This is a genomic window from Spirochaetota bacterium (assembly GCA_017999915.1).
In the GTDB taxonomy this organism is placed as follows: Bacteria; Spirochaetota; UBA4802; order UBA4802; family UBA5550; genus RBG-16-49-21.
Window position 1 is genome coordinate 120,871 of record JAGNKX010000003.1, and the last position, 22,898, is coordinate 143,768.

Here is a 22,898-nt window from a genome sequence, read left to right on the forward strand (position 1 = left end):
GTCGGGTAGGGAACGTGTGGCTGTTTAATATCGTATCGATCAACAACCTCCTGGTGACGATTCTCACGGGCATCATGTTCATCTATTTTTTCACCCGGGGGGAGAAAAACCGGGAACTCTTTTCCCTCCAGTTCTTCATTCTCATGATCCTGCTCTGGCAGCTCTGTCTCCTGGTGAATAACACCCTGTTCCATCCGATAGCGGCCTATCCGATCTATTATTTCCTCAACTCGGGCTATTCAGTCAGCGGCTACCTGGGCCTCGCCATTTTCTCCTATTATTTCATCGAGCCGGTGTTCGAGCGTGAGAGAAAAATCGTCTTTATCCTGGGACTGGCCGTCTTTTTCGCCATCCTTATGTACTCCATCTTCATCGGTTTCTCTCAGCCGATCCAGATGGCCTTCAATCCGGGCCAGGACGTGTATTTCATCCGGCCGTCCCGGCAGAGGAATTACATCATCATCGCGCAGATCTTTCTGTCGATCCTGACCTTTAAAAACCTGATATACAAGACCATCGTTCTCGATGGGGAGGAAAAAAAATTCGCCGCGAAGATCACGGCGACCAACATGACGGGGCTCCTGTCGGTGCCCATGACATATTACCTCGTAACGCTGTTCCACTATGACGAGATCATCATAAACACCCTGCTTACCTTCGTTGCCAGCGTGGTCATCATCTATTTTTTCTGGGCCTATATCGATCACGCAAAGTTACGGTTCTTTTATTCAGATAAGACGCGTCTGATCATTCTCTTCCTGGTCATCATCATCATCGGCGTCATCTCGACGCTCACCTTTACCGCGTACCGGCGGGCCTATTACGATAACCTGGACGGCATCGCCCGGAGAATTGACATCGACGTGAACACTTTTACCAGGGACAGGGACTACTATTCCCGCCGCTACAAGGGTGTCATTGAATTCATAACAGTCAGAGACACCGGAACGGATGAGGAGAGATATCTCCTCGGCAACCAGCCCCAGTTTCCCATGGTCGCGTCGGAGATTCCCGAGAAGGGGCTTCGCCATGATTTCAAGCTCGTGGGGAAGAAGGTGTACCTATTTTTTTCCATGCGGCAGGACCCCTATATCGTCCAGGTGGGGTTTCCCTATATCGCCTATCGCAGGTACATCCATGGATTACTCTCAATAATTTTTTTCGGCACCCTGGCCACCGTTATCGCCCTCTTTTTCCTGCTCCGCTTCATGGTCAGGATAAGCCTCATCAAGCCTCTCCAGGGACTGATGGACGGCATCGAGGAGCTGCAGAAGGGTAACCTCGACTACCGTATCGACGTGGACTCCCTCGACGAGATAGGGTACATCTCGCACCAGTTCAACTACATGGTCTCGGACCTGAAGGACCGGAACGAGGAGCTCCGGCAGTCGGAGAAAAAGTACCGGGAGCTGACGGCCCTCCTGCCGGACATCATTTACGAAGCCGACAGGAACATGAACATCACCTACCTTAACGAGGCTGGTTTCGCCCTGACCGGGTATGCGCCGGAGGACCTGGCGCGGGGACTGCAGCTGAGTGCCCTGATGACCGGCGGCGATTACGAAGCCCTCAGGGGGTTCCTGGCGAAGCAGGACGACGGCGCCTCGGTCAGGATTTTTACCCACGGGGTCAGGCGCCGCGACGGCGCCTTTATCTCGGGGGAGAACAACGCGGCGGTCATCACCGCCGGCGGCGCGGTCGTCGGGATGCGCGGCATCATACGGGATGTCACGGAGAAGCTCCGTCTGGAACAGCGGCTTATCCAGTCCCAGAAGATGGAGATCATCGGGAGCCTGGCCGGCGGCATCGCCCACGATTTCAACAACATCCTGGGCGGCATCATCGGCAGCGTCTCCCTCGTCGAATTCAAGATAAGGAGCGGGGAGATTAAGAACCCGGCCGAGCTCGCGGACGAGATCACCACCATCAAGATCTCCGCCGAGCGGGGCATGAAGATGGTGGAGCAGATCCTCGGCATATCGCGGCAGCAGCGCCTCAGCCTGGGCGTCACCGACATGAACAGGATACTGGAGCACGTGCTCGACATATGCAAGAACACGTTCGACAAGAAGATAGAGCTTGATTTCAGGTTCGACAGGAAGAGCGCCGCCCTGGTCATGGGCGATGCGACGCAGCTCGAGCAGGTGGTCCTGAACCTCTGCATCAACGCCCACGACGCCATGACCGTCATGAGGCCGCCGGAGGAGGAGCACCGGGGCATACTGTCGGTGACCATGCACCGGGTGCCGTCGGGCCGCGAGCTGCTCGCGAAATATCCCGACGCGGCCGAGCGCGAGTACATGTGCCTCCAGGTGCGCGATACCGGGGTGGGCATAAGCGCCGATACGCGTGAGCGTGTCTTCGACCCGTTCTTCACGACCAAGGAAAAGCACCGGGGGACCGGCCTCGGGCTGGCCATGGTGTACAATATCATAAAGCAGCATGAAGGCTTCATCGATCTGTATTCCGAGGTCGGATCGGGCACCACCTTTAACGTCTATATCCCCGCCTCGGACCAGGGCGTCCAGGGCCCCGAAGACGCCGCGGCGGCGCCTGAACACAGGATGGGGGAGGGCCTCATCCTCATGATCGAGGATGACGCGACGATCCAGAAAACGGCGCGGAAGATATTGACCCTCCTGGGCTACGATGTCTTGATCGCCGAGAACGGCCTCCGCGGCATAGAGGTCTTCCGCGAGCACCACCGCGATATCGATGCCGTGATCCTGGACATGGTGATGCCGAAGCGGTCGGGAAAGGAGACCTTTATCGAGCTGAAGAAGCTGGACCCCGGCGTCAGGGTGCTCGTCTCTTCGGGATTCCGAAGCGACTCGCGCATAGACGAGGTGCTCAAGATGGGGGCTCGGGGCTTTCTGCAGAAGCCCTATACGATCGAAGAGCTTTCGGTGGAGCTTGCCAAGGTGATCAAGGGCGACGGGAACTGAATGGAACCGGCCGCGTCCAGGCGCGGACCGGCATATCAATAACGAGGACAAGGTATGAGCACAAGGATCAATTCGGCGATACTGGTTATGGTTGCGGGGGCGGCGATTCTCTTCGGGTCGTGCGCCGACACGAAGCGTCTCAGCGAATCACAGATTCGCACGCTCTACAAGAATTCGCGGAGCCTGAATGAAACGGCGGCCTTTCTCGCCGGGACCCCGTTGAAGAGCACGTCCCCGCTCTATCGACTGACTGAAAACGATCAGTACCGGGCGTACCGGCTGTATATCGACGGCATCTGGGGCAACTACAAAAAAAAGAACCTCAATAATATCGAGGCATGGAGAAGGAAGCATGTAAAGGATGACGGCTCGGGCCTGGTCATGTATCCCTTCAGCGGTCCCGATATCCTGAACGCCCTGGCCTTCTTTCCCGGGGCGGACGAGTATGTCATGATCGGCCTTGAGCAGCCCGGCAACGTCCCTGATCCGCTTCGCTATCAGGGGCCCAATATCTACCTGGAGCTCTGGAAGATCAAGAACGCCCTGCGCACCATCCTTCAGTTGAACCTGTTCCGCACCATAGAGATGGCCGCGGACTTCAAGGCCGATTCCTTCAGCAATATCACCGGCATCATGATGTTCTTTCTCGCGCGCTACGAATACCAGATCCTGGACATCCGGAAGGTCTATATCGACATCGACGGCGCCGTCCGGCGCGGGGACCCGAAGCCCGGCATGAAGAACGCCGACGGCGTGGAGTTTGTTTTCAGGAAGCGGGCCGGGTCGCCGGTCCAAATTGCGCGTTTTTTCAGCGTCGATCTTTCCGACGGTTCTCTCACCAGGCTCAAGGGCGTCTCGGCCTTTTTAAGCAAACGGAAAGGGTTCACCACCTTTGTCAAGTCCGCGTCGTACCTGCTGAGCTATGATAATTTCAGGATACTCCGGTCATATCTCCTTGCGGGGAGCAGGTATATCCTCCAGGAGGACAGCGGCATACCCTACAAGTTTTTTGACGCCGGGGATTGGAGACTGTCGTTCTACGGGACCTACCGGGTCATCGCCATATTTGCCAACCGCTTCCAGAGGGACCTCGACGCGGCAGTGAAGCTGAACAACAGGGGGCCGCTTCCCTTTGATTTCGGGTATGGCTTTGAGCCGGAGAAGTCGAACGTTATGATTGCGGTCAGGAAACCTAAAAAAGGCTAGGCCTTTATATTCTTGTGCCCGGGACCCGGGCAGGGCTTTGACCGTGAGACGGTCGGCATTATGCGAGGGGGAAGGCCTTCCCGGCCTCCCCCCTCGCGCTCCCCCCTCCGGGTCGCTCAGGCGCCGCGACGGGCTGGGCGCTTAACTCGCCCTCATTCACTCCGCTTCGCTCCGTTCTGTGAGGACTCAGACAACAAGCGCCTATCAGTATCCGCCCTTCGGGCGGATGTTTTTAAGGCCGTTATGGCAATAATGATATGTATCCCGGCATCGCCGGGCACGAGGCCCGGCGTCGCGAGGATGGCCCAGGATGGGCCTTCCGGAGCGAAAGGAGTAGGGCTCTTGTACTCATCGCTTTAAAGCGAACATTCGACTAATACTATCAAAAACATATCAGCCTGAAAATAACAAACAACATCAACCCATAGCCCCCGCCGGCATTGAGGCGGCGCGGGGGGAGGGTTCGAAAGGGAGAGGGTATCCGCGGTGATACCCCCTCCCTTTCAATAATAATGCCGACCCGCCTCCGGGTCATTAGCCCGCCCCGGCCCGGGGCAATTAACAACAATACTGTTAAGTATTATCGAAACGCCGGCCCGATGCTGTACTTGAAAACCTCGTTAAAGAGCTCCCTGGCCTCCTTCCCGTGAAGGAGCCGCGGCTGAGAATAGTCGTAGATCAAATAAGGAATAAGCTCGGTTGAAACATGCCTTCCCCCATAGATGTGATGGCGCGCTATCATGCCCCGCCGGGTATTAAGGCTCTGCATCTGGTCAAAGAGAAAATTTCCCAGCCCGTAGGATATGAACCTTCCCTTGTAGAACTCGAGGCCCATGGGCCGGTGGGCCGATGACGAAACGATGATGGTCGCCCCCAGGTCGGCGGCGAGGTGGAAATAACGCTTCTGGATCTCCTGTGGTACCGGCTCGTTCTCGTTGCCCCACTGCACGGTGACGAAGACCAGGGAGGCCTTCGCAACAGCTTCTTTGACAAGACGCGTGAAAAGCTCCTTCGACAGGCGCACTGCGCCGGCCCTCGAATCAGTAGCGAAGGCCGGTTCCGGGCCGTACTGGTTGAAGCCGACGAAGGCGACGGTGATGCCCTTCGCCGTGACGTACAGGACCTTTTCTGCGTCGCTTTTATTCTTTCCGCCGCCGAAATATTTCATACCGGCACGATCCAGCATCTCGATGGAAGCGCTATTGTGGCGGCTCCCGAAATCGTTGTTATGATTCCCCGTGAGCTCTATGATGTCGAAGCCCGATTCCTCCAGTATCTTCAGGTAGCGCGTAGGCGAGCAGAAGAGCATGCGGTCTTTGAGCGGCCAGTCGCAGGGATCGAGGAAGGACACCTCGTTGGAGGTCGTGGCCAGGTCAGCCCGGGACGTTATCGCCTTCGTGTATTTGACCGGCGAGAGGAGGTCTCCCGATTTTTTCACGGCCGGCATGAAGGCCCTGGTCATGGCCGTGACGCCGGTCTGCGCGATGGTGAGGTGGGACTTCGGGTCCCACTGCTCCGCGCCGCCCATGGTGAAGGGATACGTCCCGCCGTCCTCCAGGGAATAATCGTCGCCGATTGTTCCCCAGGGAAGGGTCCTGTCGACATAGAGGACCTTGAAGCAGGGCCTGAGTCCCCGCAGGTCGCTGATGCCGAGGAACCCGCGCTCCGACGCCAGGGACTCCCTGTCAAAAGATATGGTTTTGAACCGGAGTCGCGAGTACTCCCTGGACAATTTAGCTTTCATGGCGCTGTCCGCGTATATGCGGACCGGCGTGTTTTTGCCGCCGATCTCCTTGAAATTCGTTACCCCGCCGGAAAGGATTTTTTTAAGCTGGGATGATGATATGTTCCCGAGAGTATTGGTTGCATGGACCTGTATGAACATCGGCCTGCGCGAAGAGCCGAAAGAATATGCAGGGTCTGAAAGTACCACTATGGCAATTATGAGCGATGGTATTGCAACGCTCCGGTTGATAATGCGGTGTAACATCAAGGTAACTCCAAGGGTTGTATGCATGCGGCATGGCGGCGGCTCATTGCGGCATTGGGAGAGATTTAAAGGGCAGACGGATTTTAGCAAGAAATAATTTATCGGACGGTTTGGCGCTGAAGGGAATTCACGATCTGAGGGACTAGGACTCGAACCTAGGTTTGTGGGGCCAGAACCCACCGTCCTGCCGCTGAACGATCCCTCAAAATGTACTGGGGATATGTAATTATGACCGTCCAATAAATCAAGAAAATAAATGAAAATTATTTAAAATATTAATAATTGACAGGAGCCGCGGGCCGCTTATTTTGGCAAATATATGTAACAGTCTGAATGCATGCCGGATGGGGGTTAACTATCATAACTGTCCGCAATGTGAGGATACCTGAAAAAATGAACAACGTATATGAACCGCTTATCAATGACGAGTTTACCGGGCAGCCGCCCACTAAGCGGCTCCTGGCATACCTGCTATCAAAGAAGGAAAAGGGCGCGAAGATCGCCGGGTTCTATTGTGGATATGCCCCCGTGGAGCTCATCAGGGCCATGGGGCTCGTTCCTGCCGGTCTCTGCGCGTACTCTAACGCGACCATAGAGGCTGCCGAGACAGTGCTCCCGGCCAACCTGTGCCCGCTCATCAAATCGAGCTACGGCTTCATCCTCAAGGATACCTGCCCGTTTTTCGGCATATCCGACGCGGTCATCGCGGAGACCACCTGTGACGGAAAGAAGAAGATGTTCGAGCTCATAGCGGATAAAAGGCCCATGTTCGTCATGGACCTGCCCCAGCTCCCGGATGAGCCTGAAGCGGTCGATAACTGGACCGTTATGATACGAAAGCTCCAGAGGTTTCTCGAAGAGACGTTCAATACGACCGCGGATGACGATACGATCGAAGCCGCCATTAAAGACACGAACAGGAAATCGCGCCTCATGAACCGGGTGTTCGACTATTCCGCCCTGCAGCCGCCCCTGATCGGCTGGAAGGAGATGTACGATATATTTTTTCTGGCACAGTCGGCTTCGGGCGCGGAGCTGGAGCCGTTAATTGAAGACGTGCTGGCGAAGCTCGAGGAGAGGAAACGGGCCGGCTATGTCCACGGGGAAACGGGGGCGCCGAGGGTCATGGTGAGCGGATGTCCCATAGCCGGCGACTCGGCCAAGGTCCTGTCGATCATCGAGGAGGCGGGCGGTGTCGTGGTCGCCCTTGACGCCTGTTCCGGCATGAAGTGCTTCATGGACACGATAGAGGAAAACACCGGCGACCCGCTGCGCGCGATCGCAGCTCGCTATATGAGGATCCCCTGTTCCTGCATGACGCCCAACAACAGGAGGCTGAAGCTCATGGACCGGATGATCGAGCGGTTCAGGCCCGATGCCGTTATCGACGTGGTGCTGCACGCCTGCCATTCCTACAACGTGGAGTCGTATAGGGCAGGCATGAACGTCCAGAAAAAGCACGGTCTTCCTTTTCTTAAAATTGTGACCGATTACTCTGATGGTGATGCGGGCCAGGTCAGGACCCGTATCGAAGCGATTCTTGAAACATGCCATCAATAACGGCAAAAAGCTAATCAAATAGCGATGAAATAGCGTATTGAGACCGCCGTATGGCATTATTACGTTGATTGGATCAGGCTTTGCTGCTTATTCCTTTACCGGCAGCACATGTATGGCTTTAATTATTAGATGTACCGTATCACCGGTTTTTAGATCAAGCGCTTTGACTGAATCCGTTGTAAGTACCGAACTCATTTCATTTGCCGTTACAACGTCAAACTTTACCTGAGTCATGACATCGCCGGTTTTAATTGTTTTCACCTTGGCCACGATGTTGTTCTGGGCTCCGTATTTCATTATGATACCTCCCGATTGTAGTAAAACAGTTTATTGTTATAAAAGAATATGATATACTTGTTGCAAAACTGGCCTCTCGCGCTCGCAGTCCCGACTCGTCGGGATTCAGGGGCTTTTTAAGGGGCTTCGCCCCTTAGACCCCTTTAATTAATTCAGAATTGCAACAAGTCTATTATATTAAACATAGAGCGCTGTGTCAATTTTTCATGAAAACTATCGGATTATGTGCTGCTGTTATCATAATCCAGCCTTTCGGAAAAAATGATTGCTAATATGATACGCTGTTTAGTATGATTTCATTGCTACTTAAATTTGCACACAGGGCCTGGCATCACTATGAAAAAACCGGTCGAAAATACCGATAAACCAATCTATTTAGACAACGCCGCAACGACCTTCCCGAAGCCCGGAGAAGTGGTGGACGCCGTTGTGGACTACATGACGCGCGTCGGCGGCAACCCGGGCCGGTCCGGCCACCAGCTCTCGATCGACGCGGGGGAGATCGTCTTCTCCGCCCGCGAGGCCGTGGCGGAGCTCTTCGGCGTTACGAACCCGATGAGGGTAATATTCTGCTCCAACGCCACGGAGGCCCTTAACCTTGCCATCCAGGGAATACTCCATGAGGGCGGCCATGCCGTGACCACCGCGATGGAGCACAACAGCACAATCCGACCCCTCAAGGAGCTGGAAAAGCGCGGAAGCATTGCCTTGACCGTCGTTCCCTGCACCGGCGGCGTGGTCGATCCCGCGGACTTCGAGCGGGCCCTGCGACCGGACACGAAGCTGGCCGTGGTCAACCACGGCTCCAACGCCTTCGGCGTCATTCAACCCCTGCGCGAGATAGGCGAGGCCTGCCGGCGGAAGAACGTGACGCTTATGGCGGATTGCGCCCAGACAGCGGGCCTTGTTCCCATCGATATGAGGAATGAGCCGGTCGACATGGTCGCCTTTTCCGGCCACAAGGGCCTGTACGGGCCCACCGGCACCGGCGGGCTGCTCCTTTCCGAAAAGTTCGACCATGGGAGGCTCCGGCCCCTGAAGTTCGGAGGCACCGGCAGCAGCTCCGACAGCGTGTATCAGCCCGATTTTCTTCCTGATGAATATGAAAGCGGCACGCTGAACGTGGCCGGCCTAGCCGGCCTCTGCGCCGGTATTAATTATATTTTGTCTTTACAGGGCGGCGTGGGGGCAATACTGATGCGCAAGAAAGAGCTCGCCCGCTACTTCCTGGCCAGGGCCGGCGAGCGGGTCAGGGGCTTTGTCTCACCGGTCCCGGCGGAACTGGTCGGGACCGGCGTGGTCTCCTTTAACATTGAAGACCTGGAGCCGTCGGATGTGTCCTATCACCTGTCCGACCGGTACGGCGTCATGAGCCGCTCGGGACTTCACTGCGCCCCGCTGGCCCACCAGACCATGGGGTCCTTTCCCCGGGGCACCGTCCGGTTCAGCTTCGGCATCTTTAACACGAAAGAGGAGATCGACCGTGCCGTCAGCGCCCTCGAAGAAATAACCATGATGAAGGATGATTGATGAACGCCTTTTCGGTCATTTTGTTTTATTCGGCGACTTCGTCGATATGGACGGCCCGTCTTCTCAAGAAGGCGGGCATCGAGAGGAAGATGGTCCCCATACCCCGCTCTCTCAGCTCGGACTGCGGGTACTGCGTGCGGATAAAGAGCGTGGATGTCGAACGGGTGAAGGATGTGCTGGCGAAAGGCGGGGTGGAGTTTGAGCGGATCGAGGAATGGAAATAACCCCGGGTTTAAACCCGGGGATAAGGAGCGACGATGAGCGACAAGTGCGACATCAGCAAGCTGAACGTCCTGCGCCTCACCGAATCGGTGGCCAGCTCCGGTTGAGCTGCTAAAATAGGTCCGGAGGACCTGCAGGAAGTAATGACGGGATTGCCGCTTAAGTATGACGGCAGCGTGATCGTGGGGATGGACTCCAGTGACGATGCGGGGGTGTACCGCATTTCCGAAACCGAGGCGCTGGTCCAGACCGTGGATTACATTACGCCCATCGTGGACGATCCCTTCACATTCGGACGGATCGCGGCATGCAACAGCCTGTCCGACGTGTACGCCATGGGCGGCAGGCCCATAACGGCGCTGAACATCGTATGCTTTCCGACGAAAAAATTCACCCTGGACATCCTGAGGGAAGTGCTCGGGGGAGGGCTTTCCGTGCTGAATGAGGCGGAAACACAGCTCCTGGGCGGGCACAGCGTGGATGACCCGGAATTCAAGTACGGCCTCGCAGTTACCGGTCTTGTTCATCCGGACCGGGCAGTGCGGAACGATACCCTCCATGATGGCGATCTGATCGTCCTTACCAAGCCGCTGGGAACAGGTTTGATCGCCACGGCGATTAAGGCGGGAACGGCGGGCGAAGAGGTCATGAGACCTTTCATTGGATCGATGACCACCCTGAATCGTGTCGCAGCTGAAATAATGCTCGCTCACGGGGTCCATGCCTGCACCGATGTCACGGGGTTCGGGCTTATCGGCCACCTGAAGGAAATGGCGGGAAAAAATCCGTTGCGGATCGAAATAGATTCAAAAAGCGTGCCGGTTCTTCCCGGCGCGCGGGACGCCGCATCCGGCGGACTGATACCGGCCGGCATGTATCGGAACCGTGATTTCGTCGGAACCCTCTGCGAAACCGGCCCGTCGGTAGCGCTGGACCTGACCGACGTCCTGTTCGATCCCCAGACCTCCGGCGGCCTTCTCATCGCCGTAAAAGAGGAATCGGCAAAAAAACTTGTTGCAGCCCTTCATGATGCCGGTGTTACTGGTGCTTCGGTTATAGCCGCGGTTCGCACAAGCTTGACCCAGAGGATCATAATTACATGACAATAGAATCATTGGTGCGGGAGTTCGGCTATCTGGCCGTGTTCATAGGGACTTTTCTGGAAGGAGAGACCATTCTAGTGGTCGGCGGCTTCGCGGCCTATGAAGGCTACCTGGAGCTGCCCTGGGTCATCGTGACGGCCTTTTTCGGCAGCCTCTTCGGCGATCAACTCTATTTCTTCATTGGCCGCTACAACGGCAGGGCCCTGCTGAAAAGGTTCCCGGGCTGGCTGCCCCGGGTCAACAGGTTCAGAAAACACATGGACCGCCATGACACCTGGTTCATCCTCGTGTTCCGCTTTCTTTACGGCCTCCGCACGGTGGCGCCCTTCGCCATCGGCCTGAGCAACGTGTCCCTGAAAAAGTTCATTTTCCTGAACATCCTGAGCGCGGCCATCTGGGCGGTTACCCTGGGAGTCCTGGGATACTTCTTCGGCCGCGTCATGGAGGCGGTCCTCGACGATATCAAGAAGTACGAGCTTTTTATCATGGCGGGAATTTTCCTTATAGCCTCGATCATCTTCGTGGTAAAGAGGCTCAGGCGGAGGCGCAAAATGAAAGCCGGCGCAGCGGCACCGTCGGCTGGGAGCGCTGAAATAAAATAAGTCTCCCGGGAGGTTGCCATCCATGAACCTTGAATGGGCGATAATGAATTTCGGATACCCGGCCATCGTGGCGGGCACCTTTTTCGAGGGCGAAGTGATACTCGTTCTCGCGGGGTTCGCGGCGCATCGCGGATACCTCAATCTGCCGCTGGTTATCGTTTGCGCATTTGCGGGGACCCTGCTCGGCGACCAGCTCTATTTTTACCTGGGCCGCAATCGTGGCAAGGCCATGCTCGCCAGACACCCCGGCTGGGAGGAGCGCATCTCCCGCTTCAGCCGGCTCATGGACCGGTATCACACCCTCATCATCCTGGGGTTCCGCTTCCTCTACGGCCTGCGGACCGTGGCGCCCTTCGCCATCGGCATGAGCGAAATCCCCGCCTGGAAGTTTGCCGTCCTCAACACGGTCAGCGCCGCGGTCTGGGCTGCGACGGTGGGCGTCCTCGGATACCTTTTCGGCCATACCATGGAGATCCTCCTTGACGAGATCAAGCGCTATGAAATGGCGGTCATGGCCGGACTGCTGGCTCTCGCGGTGATCATTTACGCCATTAAACGCTACAGGAATAGGATTAAATCGAAGTAGCCTTTCCCGGAAATAGAAACAAATCCCTTTTTGATCGCACTTATTATCAAGGACGGTGCCGCGCCACGGTCCCCGCCCCTCCACTCAGCTTGGGGCCAGATGGGATTTGTTGTCCAGAAAAGAAGGTGCATGGTTTGCGGCGATATATATCCGGAGCCAGGCGCAGCACTCCATGCAGATGAAACCATGGCATGTAACAGTTCAGGCGGTATATATAAATCATTCCGAGGAGGCTCCTCATGGCAACGAAACTTCACTTTCCGCAACCCTTCCATCATCAGCATCCGCCGGTCCGGAACACCAATGACATTTTCGAGGAAAAAAGGATCTTCAGCATAAGGGCATCAGACCGCTTCGCGGCCGTTGTCGGCTCCTGGAAGTTTATTGTTATACAGACGATCATTCTCATCCTGTGGGTCATCCTCAACGTTACGGCGTGGGCCTATCACTGGGACCCCTATCCGTTTATCCTGATGAACCTGGTCCTGTCGCTCCAGGCGGCCTACGCCACCCCCATCATCATGATGAGCCAGAACCGGCTGGCCGACCGTGACCGTATCGAGGCGCATAACGATTACCTTCTTAATGTCAAATCCGAGGAGGAGGTGCGCGTTATACTGGAGCACCTCGAGGCCCAGAACCGTGCCCTGGCGGAAATACACGATGCCGTGACATCAAAAAAAAGTATTGATTAATAATTGTTCCCCTGTAGTATGAGAGCCGGACAGACCATGCATTGGGGGGCGTCCCGCGCGCCGGGGGGCAGAGGCCCGCGATCATGGCATGGGGGAGCGAAAAATCTTCATCAGACGGGGCGGATGGACCCCGGTACAAGCCGAAATCCGAGGTGGAGCGATGTCCCTTAACAAGTATACCATCACCGAGCTTGTCTCCCGTCTGAGGAACATCCCCTCCCTGGGCCGCCTTGAGCCCGCCTCCCTATTCGGCGGCATCGACTTTTTTGCCGATGTCACCCCGGAGCTCCTGGCCGCCATCGCCGGCAGCGTATCGCTCTGCGAATTCAACCAGGGTGACATCATCTGCCGCCACGGCATGTTCGACGAGAAATTCTACGTCATCCTCACCGGCAGGGTCTGGGCCGTGATCCCCACCGAGGAGAACCCCAAGTTCCGCCTCTACAGCCTGGGTCCCGGCGAATTCTTCGGCGAGGAGATCATCTACACCTCGGAGCCGCGCGAAAGCACCGTCATCGCCGACAACTTCGTCTTCGCCCTGGCCATGGACGGCGAAAGCCTCCGGAAGCTGATGGGCGCCTCCGCCTCGGTCCGGTCCGCCATGGAGAAAAGCTATATCGACCGGCAGCTCAGGAACGACCTGCGGCGGGTGCCGGTGTTCACCAACATGAACGACCGCCTCTTCGAGGAGGTCCTGGGCCGGGTCGAGCTCATCACCCTGACGGGAAGCAGGACCATCTGCACCGAGGGGGAGACGGGCGACGCCTTCTACCTGATCCGCGACGGAGAGGTGAACGTGTACCGGCACCTTGAAAAGGAGGAGCGCCTCATCGCGATCCTTTCGGAGGGGCAGTTCTTCGGCGAGATGTCGCTTCTCTCCGACGAGAAGCGGAACGCCACGGTCATCACGTCGAAGAAGACCGACATGGTGAAGATATCGCGGGACGATTTCCTCTCCATCGTCAGCAAGGACGCGGTCATGCTGAAGGAGCTCAACGAGGTCGTGGACGAGCGCCGCGTCCACCAGCGGGACGCACTGAAGAACCCCAACATGGCCGTCATCACGAGGAAGCTCCTCGACCTGAACCGCGAAGTCAACGTTCACCTGGACATCCTGTCCCAGTGCTCCATCGACACCGAGCGGGGGAGCGCCCTCATGGCCACCCTCCCGGGGTCGCGCTATCCCTACGTGTACCCCCGCGACAGCGCCTGCGCCGCGCGCTTTCTCTTCCGCCTGGCCACGAGCACCCTCAAGTCGGGTGAGATCGCCCTGCGCCTCCTGGGCGAGATCGCGCGCTACATCATGAACTGCCAGCGCGCCGACGGCTACTGGGGCCAGCGCTACGGGGTACACGGCGAGGACAAGGGGATCTACAAGCAGGAGGACAATGTCGCCCACGGCGTGTCGATCCTCTGCCGCTACCTCCTGGCGGCGAAGATCAAGAACATGGACATCCCCGGCGTTGAGAAGTATTTCGACGCCATCGACCGGGGCGCCTCCTTCGCGCGGAAGAACTACTACCGCAAGGAGATCCACCTCTTTTACTCCACCACGTCGATACACGAATCGGCCATCGAGGAGGGGTATACCATATGGGTCAACTACGCCTACCTCCTGATGTACCGCCTAATCGAGCGGGTGGGGGCGGCCTACGGCATCCCCGGGCGCTTCGCCGGGGAGGCGGAGGTCAGGGCCGGGTTCCAGCCCACGGTGGAGAAGGTCTTCACCCACACCGGGCGCTATATCCGCCGACTGAAGCCCGACGGCACCCTGGACCTCAGGCCCGATATCACCCTCCTGTCGCCCTTCTTTTTCGGCACCGGCCTGGACGAGGATTACTTTGACAATGGCGCGACCTTCGGCAATTCCATCGCCTTCATAGAGGACATGCTATGGGACCCGGAGCTGGGGATGCTGCAGCGCTACCTTCCCTTCATCGAGGACCCGGAATCCCACATCCACGCGGGCAACGGCCCCTGGGTGCAGTACACGGCCATGCTGGCCCAGTACTATTTTTACACAGGGAACGCCGCGCGGGGGAACGAGATCATGGGCATCATCGACGGGTACCGGAGCAAGGAAGGGTACCTGTGCGAGCACCTGACCACGCCGGAGCGCTTCTTTGAGTTCAAGAACCTGGAGTGGCTCACGGGCCATGACTTCGACAAGGAGTTCGAGCCCCACATATTGATTGACGATACGCCCTATGACAATATAGTCGAGGAGCTGAACCACATGCGGAACGCCTACGCCCGCGTCGAGGAGGAGTGCGGCAGGATCGGCGGCAACGGCCACATATCCTTCGCCACTCCCCTCATGTGGTCCCACGCGGAGTACGCCATGGCGCTGATGCTCCGCGCCGAGAAAGAACTGGAGAAGTACCGACAATGAAGCGGAATCTAACAACAGTGATCGCGGCCGCCCTGCTGGCGGTGCCGCTATGGGCCGCCGGCGACGACGGCGCGGCTAAAAAAATTCGGTTTGCGTACAGGGCCGGTGAAAAGTACCGGGTCGTGACCGAGGTTAACGAGGATGTCCTGGTCAACGGCGTCCTGTCGCACAATTCCCTGATCCTCAACAAGGTGGCGGTCGACACGGCGGAGGTGAAGGGCTCCTCCGGCCGCCTCCAGTGCGAATTCCAGATGTCGGAGTCGATACGCGGCGGCTTCAACACCTATTACCTGAAAGAGGACTACCGGTCCGAATTCTGGCGCGATGAATTCGGCGTCTTTACCATCGATCCGTCCTACTTCATGCCGGTGGTGCGCAACGTCCCCCGCTTCCCTGACGGCGCGGTGAGGCCCGGAGACACCTGGACCGGCGACGCCGACGAGGCCCATGATTTCCGGCGGAGCTACGGCATCGCGAAGGCCTTTCATTTTCCGGTGAAGGTCCACTACACGTACCTGCGCGACGAGGTGAAGGAGGGGGTGAAGACCGCGGTGCTGAAGGTCGAGTTCACGATCTTCCACAGGGTGAATTACGACGGCGCGCCTTCGCGGCCGGTGCCGGTGAGGATAACCGGCACTTCATCGCAGATATACTGGTGGGACATTGCAGCCGGGCAGTTCCATTCGTACCGCGAGGACTTTGATTTCATCTTCTTCCTGTCCAACGCCGCCACTGTCGAGTACCGCGGCAGCGCCGAGGGGAGGCTACTGAAATCGCCGAAGCTCGACCGGGACCGAGTCGCCGATGACCTCGCGAAAAGCATAAAGGAGGGCAATATAGACGACGCCGCGGTCCGTAAAGACAGGAACGGCGTCACCATCGTCCTTGATAATGTCCGGTTCCCGCCCAATTCCCCGGCGCTGACGGAGTCGGAAAAGGACAAGCTCTCGCGCATAGCAATGATCCTGAAGCGATATCCGGAGCGGGATTTCCGGGTTACGGGGCATACGGCCCGGGTCGGCGAGGAACAGACGTCGCAGACGCTGTCGGAGCAGCGCGCCATGGCGGTGGCGGAGTTCCTCATTGCAAAAGGGGCATGCCGGAAAACGCAGGTAGTCACGCAGGGGAAGGGCTCCCGGGAGCCGGCGGCTGACAACGACACGGAAGAGGGGCGGAAGCGAAACCGCCGTGTGGAGATAACGATACTGGAGAACTAGCCATGAAAAAAACCATCATAGCAAAGAAAACCATCCTGGCGAACAAGTTCGTGAAGCTCATCGAGGAAAGCCATGAAGAGCTCACAGAAATATTCATGAACGATCTTCTCAAGCACCCGGAAACGGACGCCTATAAGAATTCGGACAGGGACGACATATACCGCTTCAGCGACCTCGTATACAAAGACCTGTCGCTCTGGATATCGAAGGAGTTTTCAAAAGAGAAAATAGATGAGCGGTACGGCAAGATGGGGAAGGAGCGCTGCGAGGCGGGGATACCCATCGAGCAGGTCCTGAAGGCGCTGATACTGCAGCGCCGCCATATCTGGCTGTTCGTCATGGACAAGATGTATGACGATAAGACCGATTACATGGAAGCGCTGGAGCTCAACAACAGGGTCACCCTTTACTTCGACCGGGCCATGATCGCCATGGCCCGGGGCTACATGAAGATGATACATCCCCAGCTTCGTTAACAGGAGGCCTCTTCCTCTGAGGCGGAACGCCTGTTAACCCTGACAAAAAACCATGCCCGCCAAGAAAAGATATTGTATTTGGCGCGGATTGTGTAATAATGGAATCCGGCTCCTCCTTCGTGTTCGGGGAGCCTATCCGGGAGGCGCGGCTGCGTATCCCGTTGTCCTCTTGCTTGCTAACGTTGAAACGGCCCCGGTCCGGGGCCTGTGATAAGGATTGTGTTATACCATGAATACCGTACATGACAAGGAACTGGCCGGAAAGATTAACCTCCTGAAGGGAGTGAGCATATTCACATCCCTGGATGAGAAGGAGCTAGATGTTGTGGCCGATAACAGCGAGTTCTATTCGTACCGGAAGGGAGATGTCATCTTCCAGGAGGGAAGCTACAGCGACGGGCTCTACGTCATCCGGGAAGGCGAGGTCCTCATAACCAAAAAGCGCGCCGACGATGAAACGATGAACATAGCCCAGTTCATACCGGGCGAGAGTTTCGGGGAGATGGACCTTCTGGAAAACCGTGTGATGAGCGCCACGGCTATGGCGGAATCGGACGCTGTCCTATTGGTATTCCCGTCGCGGGGAACGAAGTTCCGGGATGTGCTGGGCCGGTATCCCGAGATTTCGGCGCGGATCCTTCATGAATTGATGGCGGCCATTGCCGGAAGGATCCGGGGCACCAACCGCCTCATTTCCGAAAAATCCCAGTGGGTCGATGATTTGAAGCAGCAGCTGTACAACGATAAGCTCACCGGTCTCTATAACAGGACCTTCCTCGACGAGGAGCTCCCGCGGCAGATCCATGAATACGGCCCGGTGTCGTCCCTGGTGATGATAAAACCTGACAGCTTCAAGGCGATCAACGACAATTGTGGCCACGAGGCGGGCGACAAGGCGCTGAAGCTGATCGCCTATGCCATCAAATCACATATCAGGGACGCGGACATTGCCGTTCGTTTCCGCGGCGATGAGTTCGCGGTGGTGCTGCCCGGCGCGGCCCTGGACGACGCGCTTGCCCGCGCCGAGCATCTTCGGACACAGCTGAATAATCTGAATTTCGATCATATAACGGGCGGCGGGTTTTCCACTACGGTGAGCATCGGCGCCGCCGAATACCAGGACCACGGCGGCGATCCGAAACGGCTGGTCGAAACCTGCTTCAGCAGGATGTTCGCGGCCCGTGAGCGCGGGGGCAACCGCATTGTGAGCGGTGATTAAAAACAGCAAGGACGTGTATCGGCATGACCATATCAGTTGAATTTCTCAGCACGGTTGAGATACTTTCCCTCCTGGGACCGGAGGAGGTAAACAGCATCGCGGGTCTCTTCAGCGTCCATGAGATCGACGAGGGAGAGGTGCTGTTTCGGGAGGGCGACGAGGGGAACGAGCTCTTTATCGTAAAAAGCGGATCCGTAGCGAGCTCCATCCGGCTTCCGGACGGCGGGGAGCGGCAGATAGCCCGGTTTATGGCCGGCAACTTCTTCGGCGAGATGTCGATATTCGAGAACGCGCCGCGGTCGGCCACCTGCCGCAGCCTGGAGAAGAGCACTCTCCTGGGCCTTCACGAGCGCGATTTTTACCGGATGATCGAGGAATATCCCGATATCGCGACCAAGATCATGTACCGGATGCTCAATATCACCGCCCAGCGCCTGCGTGATACCGGTGAATTCCTTTCCGACATGGTTCACTGGGGCGAGGCGGCGCGGCGAAGGGCAATCACCGACGAGCTCACCGGGGCCTATAACCGCAGGTTCCTTGACGACGCCCTGGTGAGCCAGATCGACGTGGCCAGGAACAGCGGCAATCCGCTCTCCCTGATCATGGTTGACCTGGATTATTTCAGGGAGATAAATGAAAATTACGGCCACGACGCGGGCGACCGCTGCATCATGGAGGTCATGCGCGTCTTTAACCGCCATCTCCGGGAAACCGATATCCTGGCCCGGTTCGGTGGCGACGAGTTCACGGTGCTCCTGCCCGACACGGCGCCGGAAACGGCGCGCGATATCGCCGACCGGGTGCGGACAGCCCTGGTGGGGCTGGATCTGCTGAGCGCCTACCAGGGCCCGGTCAAGACGCTCTCCATGAGCGCCGGCGTGGCGTCGTTTCCCGGGGACGCCGATGAGATGAAGAAGCTGAAGGACGCCGCGGACAAGGCGCTGTACCGGGCGAAGGAAAACGGACGTAACCAGGTCGCGTGCGCGGGTTCATAATCAAAACGGGGCAAACATCACGTCAATGAACAAACAGGCGATAGAGACCATTTACGAGAAGAACAGGATCGTCGAAAATATCATCGACGCCCTGCAGGAGCGCAGCCATTTTCTTTTTCTCGGACACAAGAACCCCGATGAGGACTGCATCGGATCGATGGTAGCCTTCGCCCTGATAGCCGGCAAGTTCTCGAAGAAGGCCAATGTTTACATAAGCGAATCGATGCATGAGCATTTCCAGTACCTCCTTGATATCTGCCGCCACAACGCGATCAGCTGCTCCGAGGCGATGGCCAACATCGACGAAACCGTCGACGCCGTCGTCGTGTGCGACACGCCAAAGCCCTCGATGATAGACCTCAACGCGGACATCGAGAAGATCCTGGGAAGGCCGGGCGTTCTTAAGATCGAGGTGGACCACCACCTGGGAGCGGACAGCGCCTATATCGGCGACGAGGGATACCGCCTCGTAACCGAGGCCACGTCATCCAGCGAGCTGGTCGGCCTCATCGCCATGAAGCTGGCGAAGAGGAAGGAGATCCTCAAGCGCTACAATATCAACAACCCCCTTTCCAGGAACGTGATCCTCTCCGTGCTCACGGGGATCGTGGGCGATACCAATATGGGCCAGTACATCATCTCAAAGCGCCAGAAACGGTATTATGACATCTTCAGCAACATGTATAATTCCCTCCTCGAGCGGGAAACCACCAAGGAAACCAATTTCGTGAACAAGGACGAGGTGTTCCACGAGATCCAGCGCCTCTCCGCGGTTGAGGACAGTTGCTTCAGGTTTATCTATAATAAGAAGAAGTTTTCGAAATCGATCGGCTTTTCGGTGCTGAGCGTCGATGACATGAAGGCCCTCTATGACGCGTACGACAGCGATACCATCGTCTCGGTCACCCGTTCCGTCGCCGATCATCTCGCCGAAGAGAGCGGGTGCTTGGGTTTCGTCGTATACGATGATTCCGAGGCGTCCGGCCTGGTCCAGTTCAGGCTGCGCCGCGGCCAGAAGTACAAGGGGCTCGATCTCCGCAGCGTCCTCGAGATTTTTTCATTTAAAAACGGCGGCGGCCATGAGGGCGCCATCGGCTTCCGGGTCCACCGGAAAAGCATCGGCGACCTTGACGCCTATGTCGCGCAGCTGATCGAGGGCATTGAAAAAGCCCTCGAAAGGTACGCGCGTCCCTGAAAGGTCCCACGTTCGATGCCGCAGCCCCTATGGGTGGAATAAGCAATCAGCCGGGATGCCGCGGTGCCGGCACCCCGGCCGGACGATCGCAGCGTGCGCTAACCCCGGAGCTCTGCTCCGGGGTTGAAAGCGCGCAACACATTATGCGACAAAATACCCCGCAGCTTGCTGCGGGGTATTTTGTCAGGCCGATTTCCTCTCCAGGCCGCCATCCTGTCTCTTGAACGACTCGATGAAGCGGACCTCCTTGCCGATTAACTTGATCCGGGACTTCTTCTTGCCGTCGCTGCCTTCCCACCGCTCCTGGCGCAGGGTCCCCGCGACCATGATCCTTCTGCCCTTGGCTATGCTACTCGAGCAGAATTCGGCGAGCTTTTCCCATGTCTCCACGTCGATGTAGGAGACCTGGGGATCCGCGTCGTCCTTCGAGTAGTGGTTCATGGCCAGGGAAAAGGTGCACACGTTTTTCCCTGTTTTGGTCTGCTTAAGGACCGGGTCCCGCGTGGCGTTTCCCTCGATGGTGACTGTCTGGTAGTTTTGCATAGCGTTTCTCCTTTTTGGTTGATTTACATCTGTTAACGGATGGGGTCGGGGGATGTTAAAAATAATTTTAAAATTATTTAAATTTTTCCCATATCCTTGGGGGGTGCAATTGCCCCGGACCGGGGCAGGGTAGTGCCCGGGGACCCCGGGCGGGGTTTGTTGCGAGAGGGAAGGACACTCCGTCCTTCCCTCTCGCGCTCTCCCATCCCGGTCGCTCAAACGCCGCGACGGGCTTCGGGTGAACTCGTCGAACCGGCTTCGCCGGATTCGACTCAGCGCCGCGCGCTTTTCCGACCTCCTGTCGGCGCGTGGCATTGTGACATCCTGTCAGGCACACCACCCTTATTAGGTATGTCCGCCTGCCGGCGGACGTTTTGAGGGCCTTGTTGAAGGGAATGTATGGGTTTTTGCGTAAGTAACATAAAATGTTATAACATGTTAAAAGATGATGTTATTAAATGCCTTCCGCCTTTCGCTTTGGAAGGCCCATCTGCTAACCACAGGATGTGGTTAGTGCCGGCGGAGACAGGATGTCTAAAAACCGCCGGCGTCCATCCTCGCGACGCCGTGCCTCCTGCACGGCGACTCTATGTGGCTAACCAGAAGAAGCGCCTATTACGGTAAACGCAAATCAGATCAGTTGGATTTGAATTAATTGCTTGTTATGTGAAATTGGCTTGACCATCTATCGGGAAATAAATAATTAAAATATAATATATAAATAACTCCGGGGGGAGAATAATTTGAATTAAAAAAGATATTGATATAATCAGATATCATTGGATTTATCTCTTATAAACGATATTTGGATACGATTTGATATATGAAATAAAATCACAGCTTTTTGAATAAAGATTATTACAGTAATGTTGAGGAATGTTTATGGATAAAAATGAAATACCATTATTAGATGAAATAAAAATGCAAACAGATGTAATAATTCCGATTATGCGGATTTTGCGAAAAGAATTGGGAAAAGAAAAAGCTGCGGCATTGATTAGTGACGCACTTCGTCCTTATATTCGCAGTGTTTATCATAAAATAGGTGAACGAAAATCCGGAACCCCTTTTGAAAAATGGGAAAAAGTGTGGGATGATATTCGACCAAGAATCGGGGATAACGTAGAAAGAGAGTTTATAATTAATGATGAAACTTCTCGAGATTACAATGTAAAACGATGTAGATTTGCTGAATTTTTTAAGGAATTAGGTGAACCGGAACTTGGAATGATCATGATGTGTGATTTTGATTATTATATAGCTGAAATTGGTGATCCCGTTGTTAAGTTAACCAGAACACAGACGATAATGGAAGGAGCTGAACACTGTGATTTTTGTTACCGATTTAATAAACAAACTTGAGCGATTGTGATTTTACTTCATATAACATTGGCTAAACGCTCCGCTGCGCTCCTCGGGCTTCGCAACATTATCACCTCCACTGCGCTACGGTAAAAACGTCGCATAAGCCGGGGACGTTATATAAAACTGTGTGCTTTTTATTGATTTATTAGAATTTATTTCTACAATGGTAATTGGTGAAAAATCTTAATATTATTTTTTGAAAGGGAGTTGTCATGAAGAATAAATTGATCTTATCAGTTGTTATAATAATTGTAAGTATGTTTTTGTTTGGTTGTCTGACATTTGAAAAAACTAATGCGTGGCTTAATTCACAGAAAGGTGTCCCAAAGATAAATATATCAGGAGATTGGGATGCTGGTTCAATATTTGCTGGGTGGGGTAGTGCAATTATTGTTCAAAAAGGAAATGAATTTTATGGCACACTAGGCTTATATAATATTAAGGGTGTAATAAATGGTGATAATATATATTATATATTAACCTCAGGATCAAAAATATATTATACTGGATCCTTGAAATACACTCAAAGTGGGAATCTTGAAGGATTAGCTGTGGAAAAAGCAATAGTTGATACAGAAGGAGCAGTAAATGCAACAAAATATCCTTTGATAATGAAAAAAGTAGATAAAACAAAAAAATAAAGATCGATCAATTCCGCTCCTCGCTCGTTTAGGCCGCCTGCGGTGCTCGGCCTCGCGCTTATCCCGCCAGCTACAGCGCGGTTTGGGGGAGGTAAAACGCGCATTGCTGGCGGGGC

20 protein-coding genes and 1 tRNA gene are annotated in these 22,898 nt (G+C 55.7%); 17 read left to right on the plus strand and 4 right to left on the minus strand.

Translation table 11 applies throughout. The annotated features are described in order from the left end of the window. Window positions 1-14 precede the first annotated feature (14 nt). Together KA369_06220 and KA369_06225 are read left to right on the plus strand one after the other, a co-directional pair. On the plus strand, window positions 15-2,945 hold the full coding sequence (locus tag KA369_06220) for a response regulator (GenBank protein MBP7735553.1): 2,931 nt from the start codon (window positions 15-17) through the stop codon (window positions 2,943-2,945). A 54-nt stretch (window positions 2,946-2,999) separates the two neighbouring features. Next, window positions 3,000-4,151, plus strand: a complete 1,152-nt coding sequence (locus tag KA369_06225; protein MBP7735554.1) for a hypothetical protein — start codon at window positions 3,000-3,002, stop codon at window positions 4,149-4,151. 580 nt (window positions 4,152-4,731) lie between these two features. On the opposite strand, the gene KA369_06230 is transcribed toward KA369_06225, so the two are convergent. Then, complete coding sequence (locus KA369_06230; GenBank protein ID MBP7735555.1) at window positions 4,732-6,141, minus strand: CapA family protein; 1,410 nt, start codon at window positions 6,139-6,141, stop codon at window positions 4,732-4,734. A 134-nt stretch (window positions 6,142-6,275) separates the two neighbouring features. Next, window positions 6,276-6,346: transfer RNA gene (locus KA369_06235), tRNA-Gln, on the minus strand. Window positions 6,347-6,534: 188 nt separating this feature from the next. Here KA369_06235 and KA369_06240 point away from each other — a divergent pair. Continuing rightward, window positions 6,535-7,701: a 2-hydroxyacyl-CoA dehydratase gene (locus KA369_06240; GenBank protein MBP7735556.1), complete on the plus strand. Its 1,167-nt coding sequence runs from the start codon at window positions 6,535-6,537 to the stop codon at window positions 7,699-7,701. Between the two features lie 87 nt (window positions 7,702-7,788). On the opposite strand, the gene KA369_06245 is transcribed toward KA369_06240, so the two are convergent. Then, the gene (locus KA369_06245) at window positions 7,789-7,998 is read right to left on the minus strand and encodes a TOBE domain-containing protein (protein ID MBP7735557.1); all 210 of its coding nucleotides are present in this window, start codon (window positions 7,996-7,998) and stop codon (window positions 7,789-7,791) included. A 336-nt stretch (window positions 7,999-8,334) separates the two neighbouring features. Here KA369_06245 and KA369_06250 point away from each other — a divergent pair, with 336 nt between their 5' ends. The 12 genes from KA369_06250 (at window position 8,335) to KA369_06305 (ending at window position 20,233) form a co-directional block, all read left to right on the plus strand. Continuing rightward, a complete protein-coding gene (locus tag KA369_06250) occupies window positions 8,335-9,528 on the plus strand; it encodes an aminotransferase class V-fold PLP-dependent enzyme (GenBank protein MBP7735558.1) in 1,194 nt (397 codons plus the stop codon). After that, a complete protein-coding gene (locus KA369_06255) occupies window positions 9,528-9,752 on the plus strand; it encodes a DUF3343 domain-containing protein (protein ID MBP7735559.1) in 225 nt (74 codons plus the stop codon). Before KA369_06250 ends, KA369_06255 begins: the two co-directional genes overlap by 1 nt. Window positions 9,753-9,785: 33 nt before the next feature. Next, window positions 9,786-10,853: a selenide, water dikinase SelD gene (gene selD, locus KA369_06260; protein MBP7735560.1), complete on the plus strand. Its 1,068-nt coding sequence runs from the start codon at window positions 9,786-9,788 to the stop codon at window positions 10,851-10,853. Continuing rightward, on the plus strand, window positions 10,850-11,455 hold the full coding sequence (locus tag KA369_06265) for a DedA family protein (GenBank protein MBP7735561.1): 606 nt from the start codon (window positions 10,850-10,852) through the stop codon (window positions 11,453-11,455). Before selD ends, KA369_06265 begins: the two co-directional genes overlap by 4 nt. A gap of 22 nt (window positions 11,456-11,477) precedes the next feature. Beyond that, on the plus strand, window positions 11,478-12,041 hold the full coding sequence (locus KA369_06270; protein ID MBP7735562.1) for a DedA family protein: 564 nt from the start codon (window positions 11,478-11,480) through the stop codon (window positions 12,039-12,041). Between the two features lie 239 nt (window positions 12,042-12,280). After that, a complete protein-coding gene (locus KA369_06275; protein MBP7735563.1) occupies window positions 12,281-12,736 on the plus strand; it encodes a DUF1003 domain-containing protein in 456 nt (151 codons plus the stop codon). A gap of 160 nt (window positions 12,737-12,896) precedes the next feature. After that, on the plus strand, window positions 12,897-15,128 hold the full coding sequence (locus KA369_06280; protein ID MBP7735564.1) for a cyclic nucleotide-binding domain-containing protein: 2,232 nt from the start codon (window positions 12,897-12,899) through the stop codon (window positions 15,126-15,128). Continuing rightward, window positions 15,125-16,345, plus strand: coding sequence for an OmpA family protein (locus KA369_06285; GenBank protein MBP7735565.1), 1,221 nt, complete (start codon window positions 15,125-15,127; stop codon window positions 16,343-16,345). The genes KA369_06280 and KA369_06285 overlap by 4 nt, the downstream gene beginning before the upstream one ends. Window positions 16,346-16,347: 2 nt before the next feature. Further along, window positions 16,348-16,821: a hypothetical protein gene (locus tag KA369_06290; GenBank protein MBP7735566.1), complete on the plus strand. Its 474-nt coding sequence runs from the start codon at window positions 16,348-16,350 to the stop codon at window positions 16,819-16,821. Between the two features lie 229 nt (window positions 16,822-17,050). Next, window positions 17,051-18,040 carry a GGDEF domain-containing protein gene (locus tag KA369_06295; GenBank protein ID MBP7735567.1) on the plus strand — a complete coding sequence of 330 codons (990 nt, stop codon included), beginning with the start codon at window positions 17,051-17,053 and terminating at the stop codon, window positions 18,038-18,040. A 23-nt stretch (window positions 18,041-18,063) separates the two neighbouring features. After that, window positions 18,064-19,038, plus strand: coding sequence for a GGDEF domain-containing protein (locus KA369_06300; protein ID MBP7735568.1), 975 nt, complete (start codon window positions 18,064-18,066; stop codon window positions 19,036-19,038). 25 nt (window positions 19,039-19,063) lie between these two features. After that, window positions 19,064-20,233 carry a hypothetical protein gene (locus KA369_06305; protein ID MBP7735569.1) on the plus strand — a complete coding sequence of 390 codons (1,170 nt, stop codon included), beginning with the start codon at window positions 19,064-19,066 and terminating at the stop codon, window positions 20,231-20,233. A gap of 183 nt (window positions 20,234-20,416) precedes the next feature. Here KA369_06305 and KA369_06310 read toward each other — a convergent pair whose 3' ends face one another. Beyond that, window positions 20,417-20,776 carry a single-stranded DNA-binding protein gene (locus KA369_06310; GenBank protein MBP7735570.1) on the minus strand — a complete coding sequence of 120 codons (360 nt, stop codon included), beginning with the start codon at window positions 20,774-20,776 and terminating at the stop codon, window positions 20,417-20,419. An 882-nt stretch (window positions 20,777-21,658) separates the two neighbouring features. Here KA369_06310 and KA369_06315 point away from each other — a divergent pair. After that, window positions 21,659-22,138 carry an L-2-amino-thiazoline-4-carboxylic acid hydrolase gene (locus tag KA369_06315; GenBank protein MBP7735571.1) on the plus strand — a complete coding sequence of 160 codons (480 nt, stop codon included), beginning with the start codon at window positions 21,659-21,661 and terminating at the stop codon, window positions 22,136-22,138. A 215-nt stretch (window positions 22,139-22,353) separates the two neighbouring features. Next, the gene (locus KA369_06320) at window positions 22,354-22,782 is read left to right on the plus strand and encodes a hypothetical protein (protein ID MBP7735572.1); all 429 of its coding nucleotides are present in this window, start codon (window positions 22,354-22,356) and stop codon (window positions 22,780-22,782) included. The last annotated feature ends 116 nt before the right edge of the window (window positions 22,783-22,898 follow it).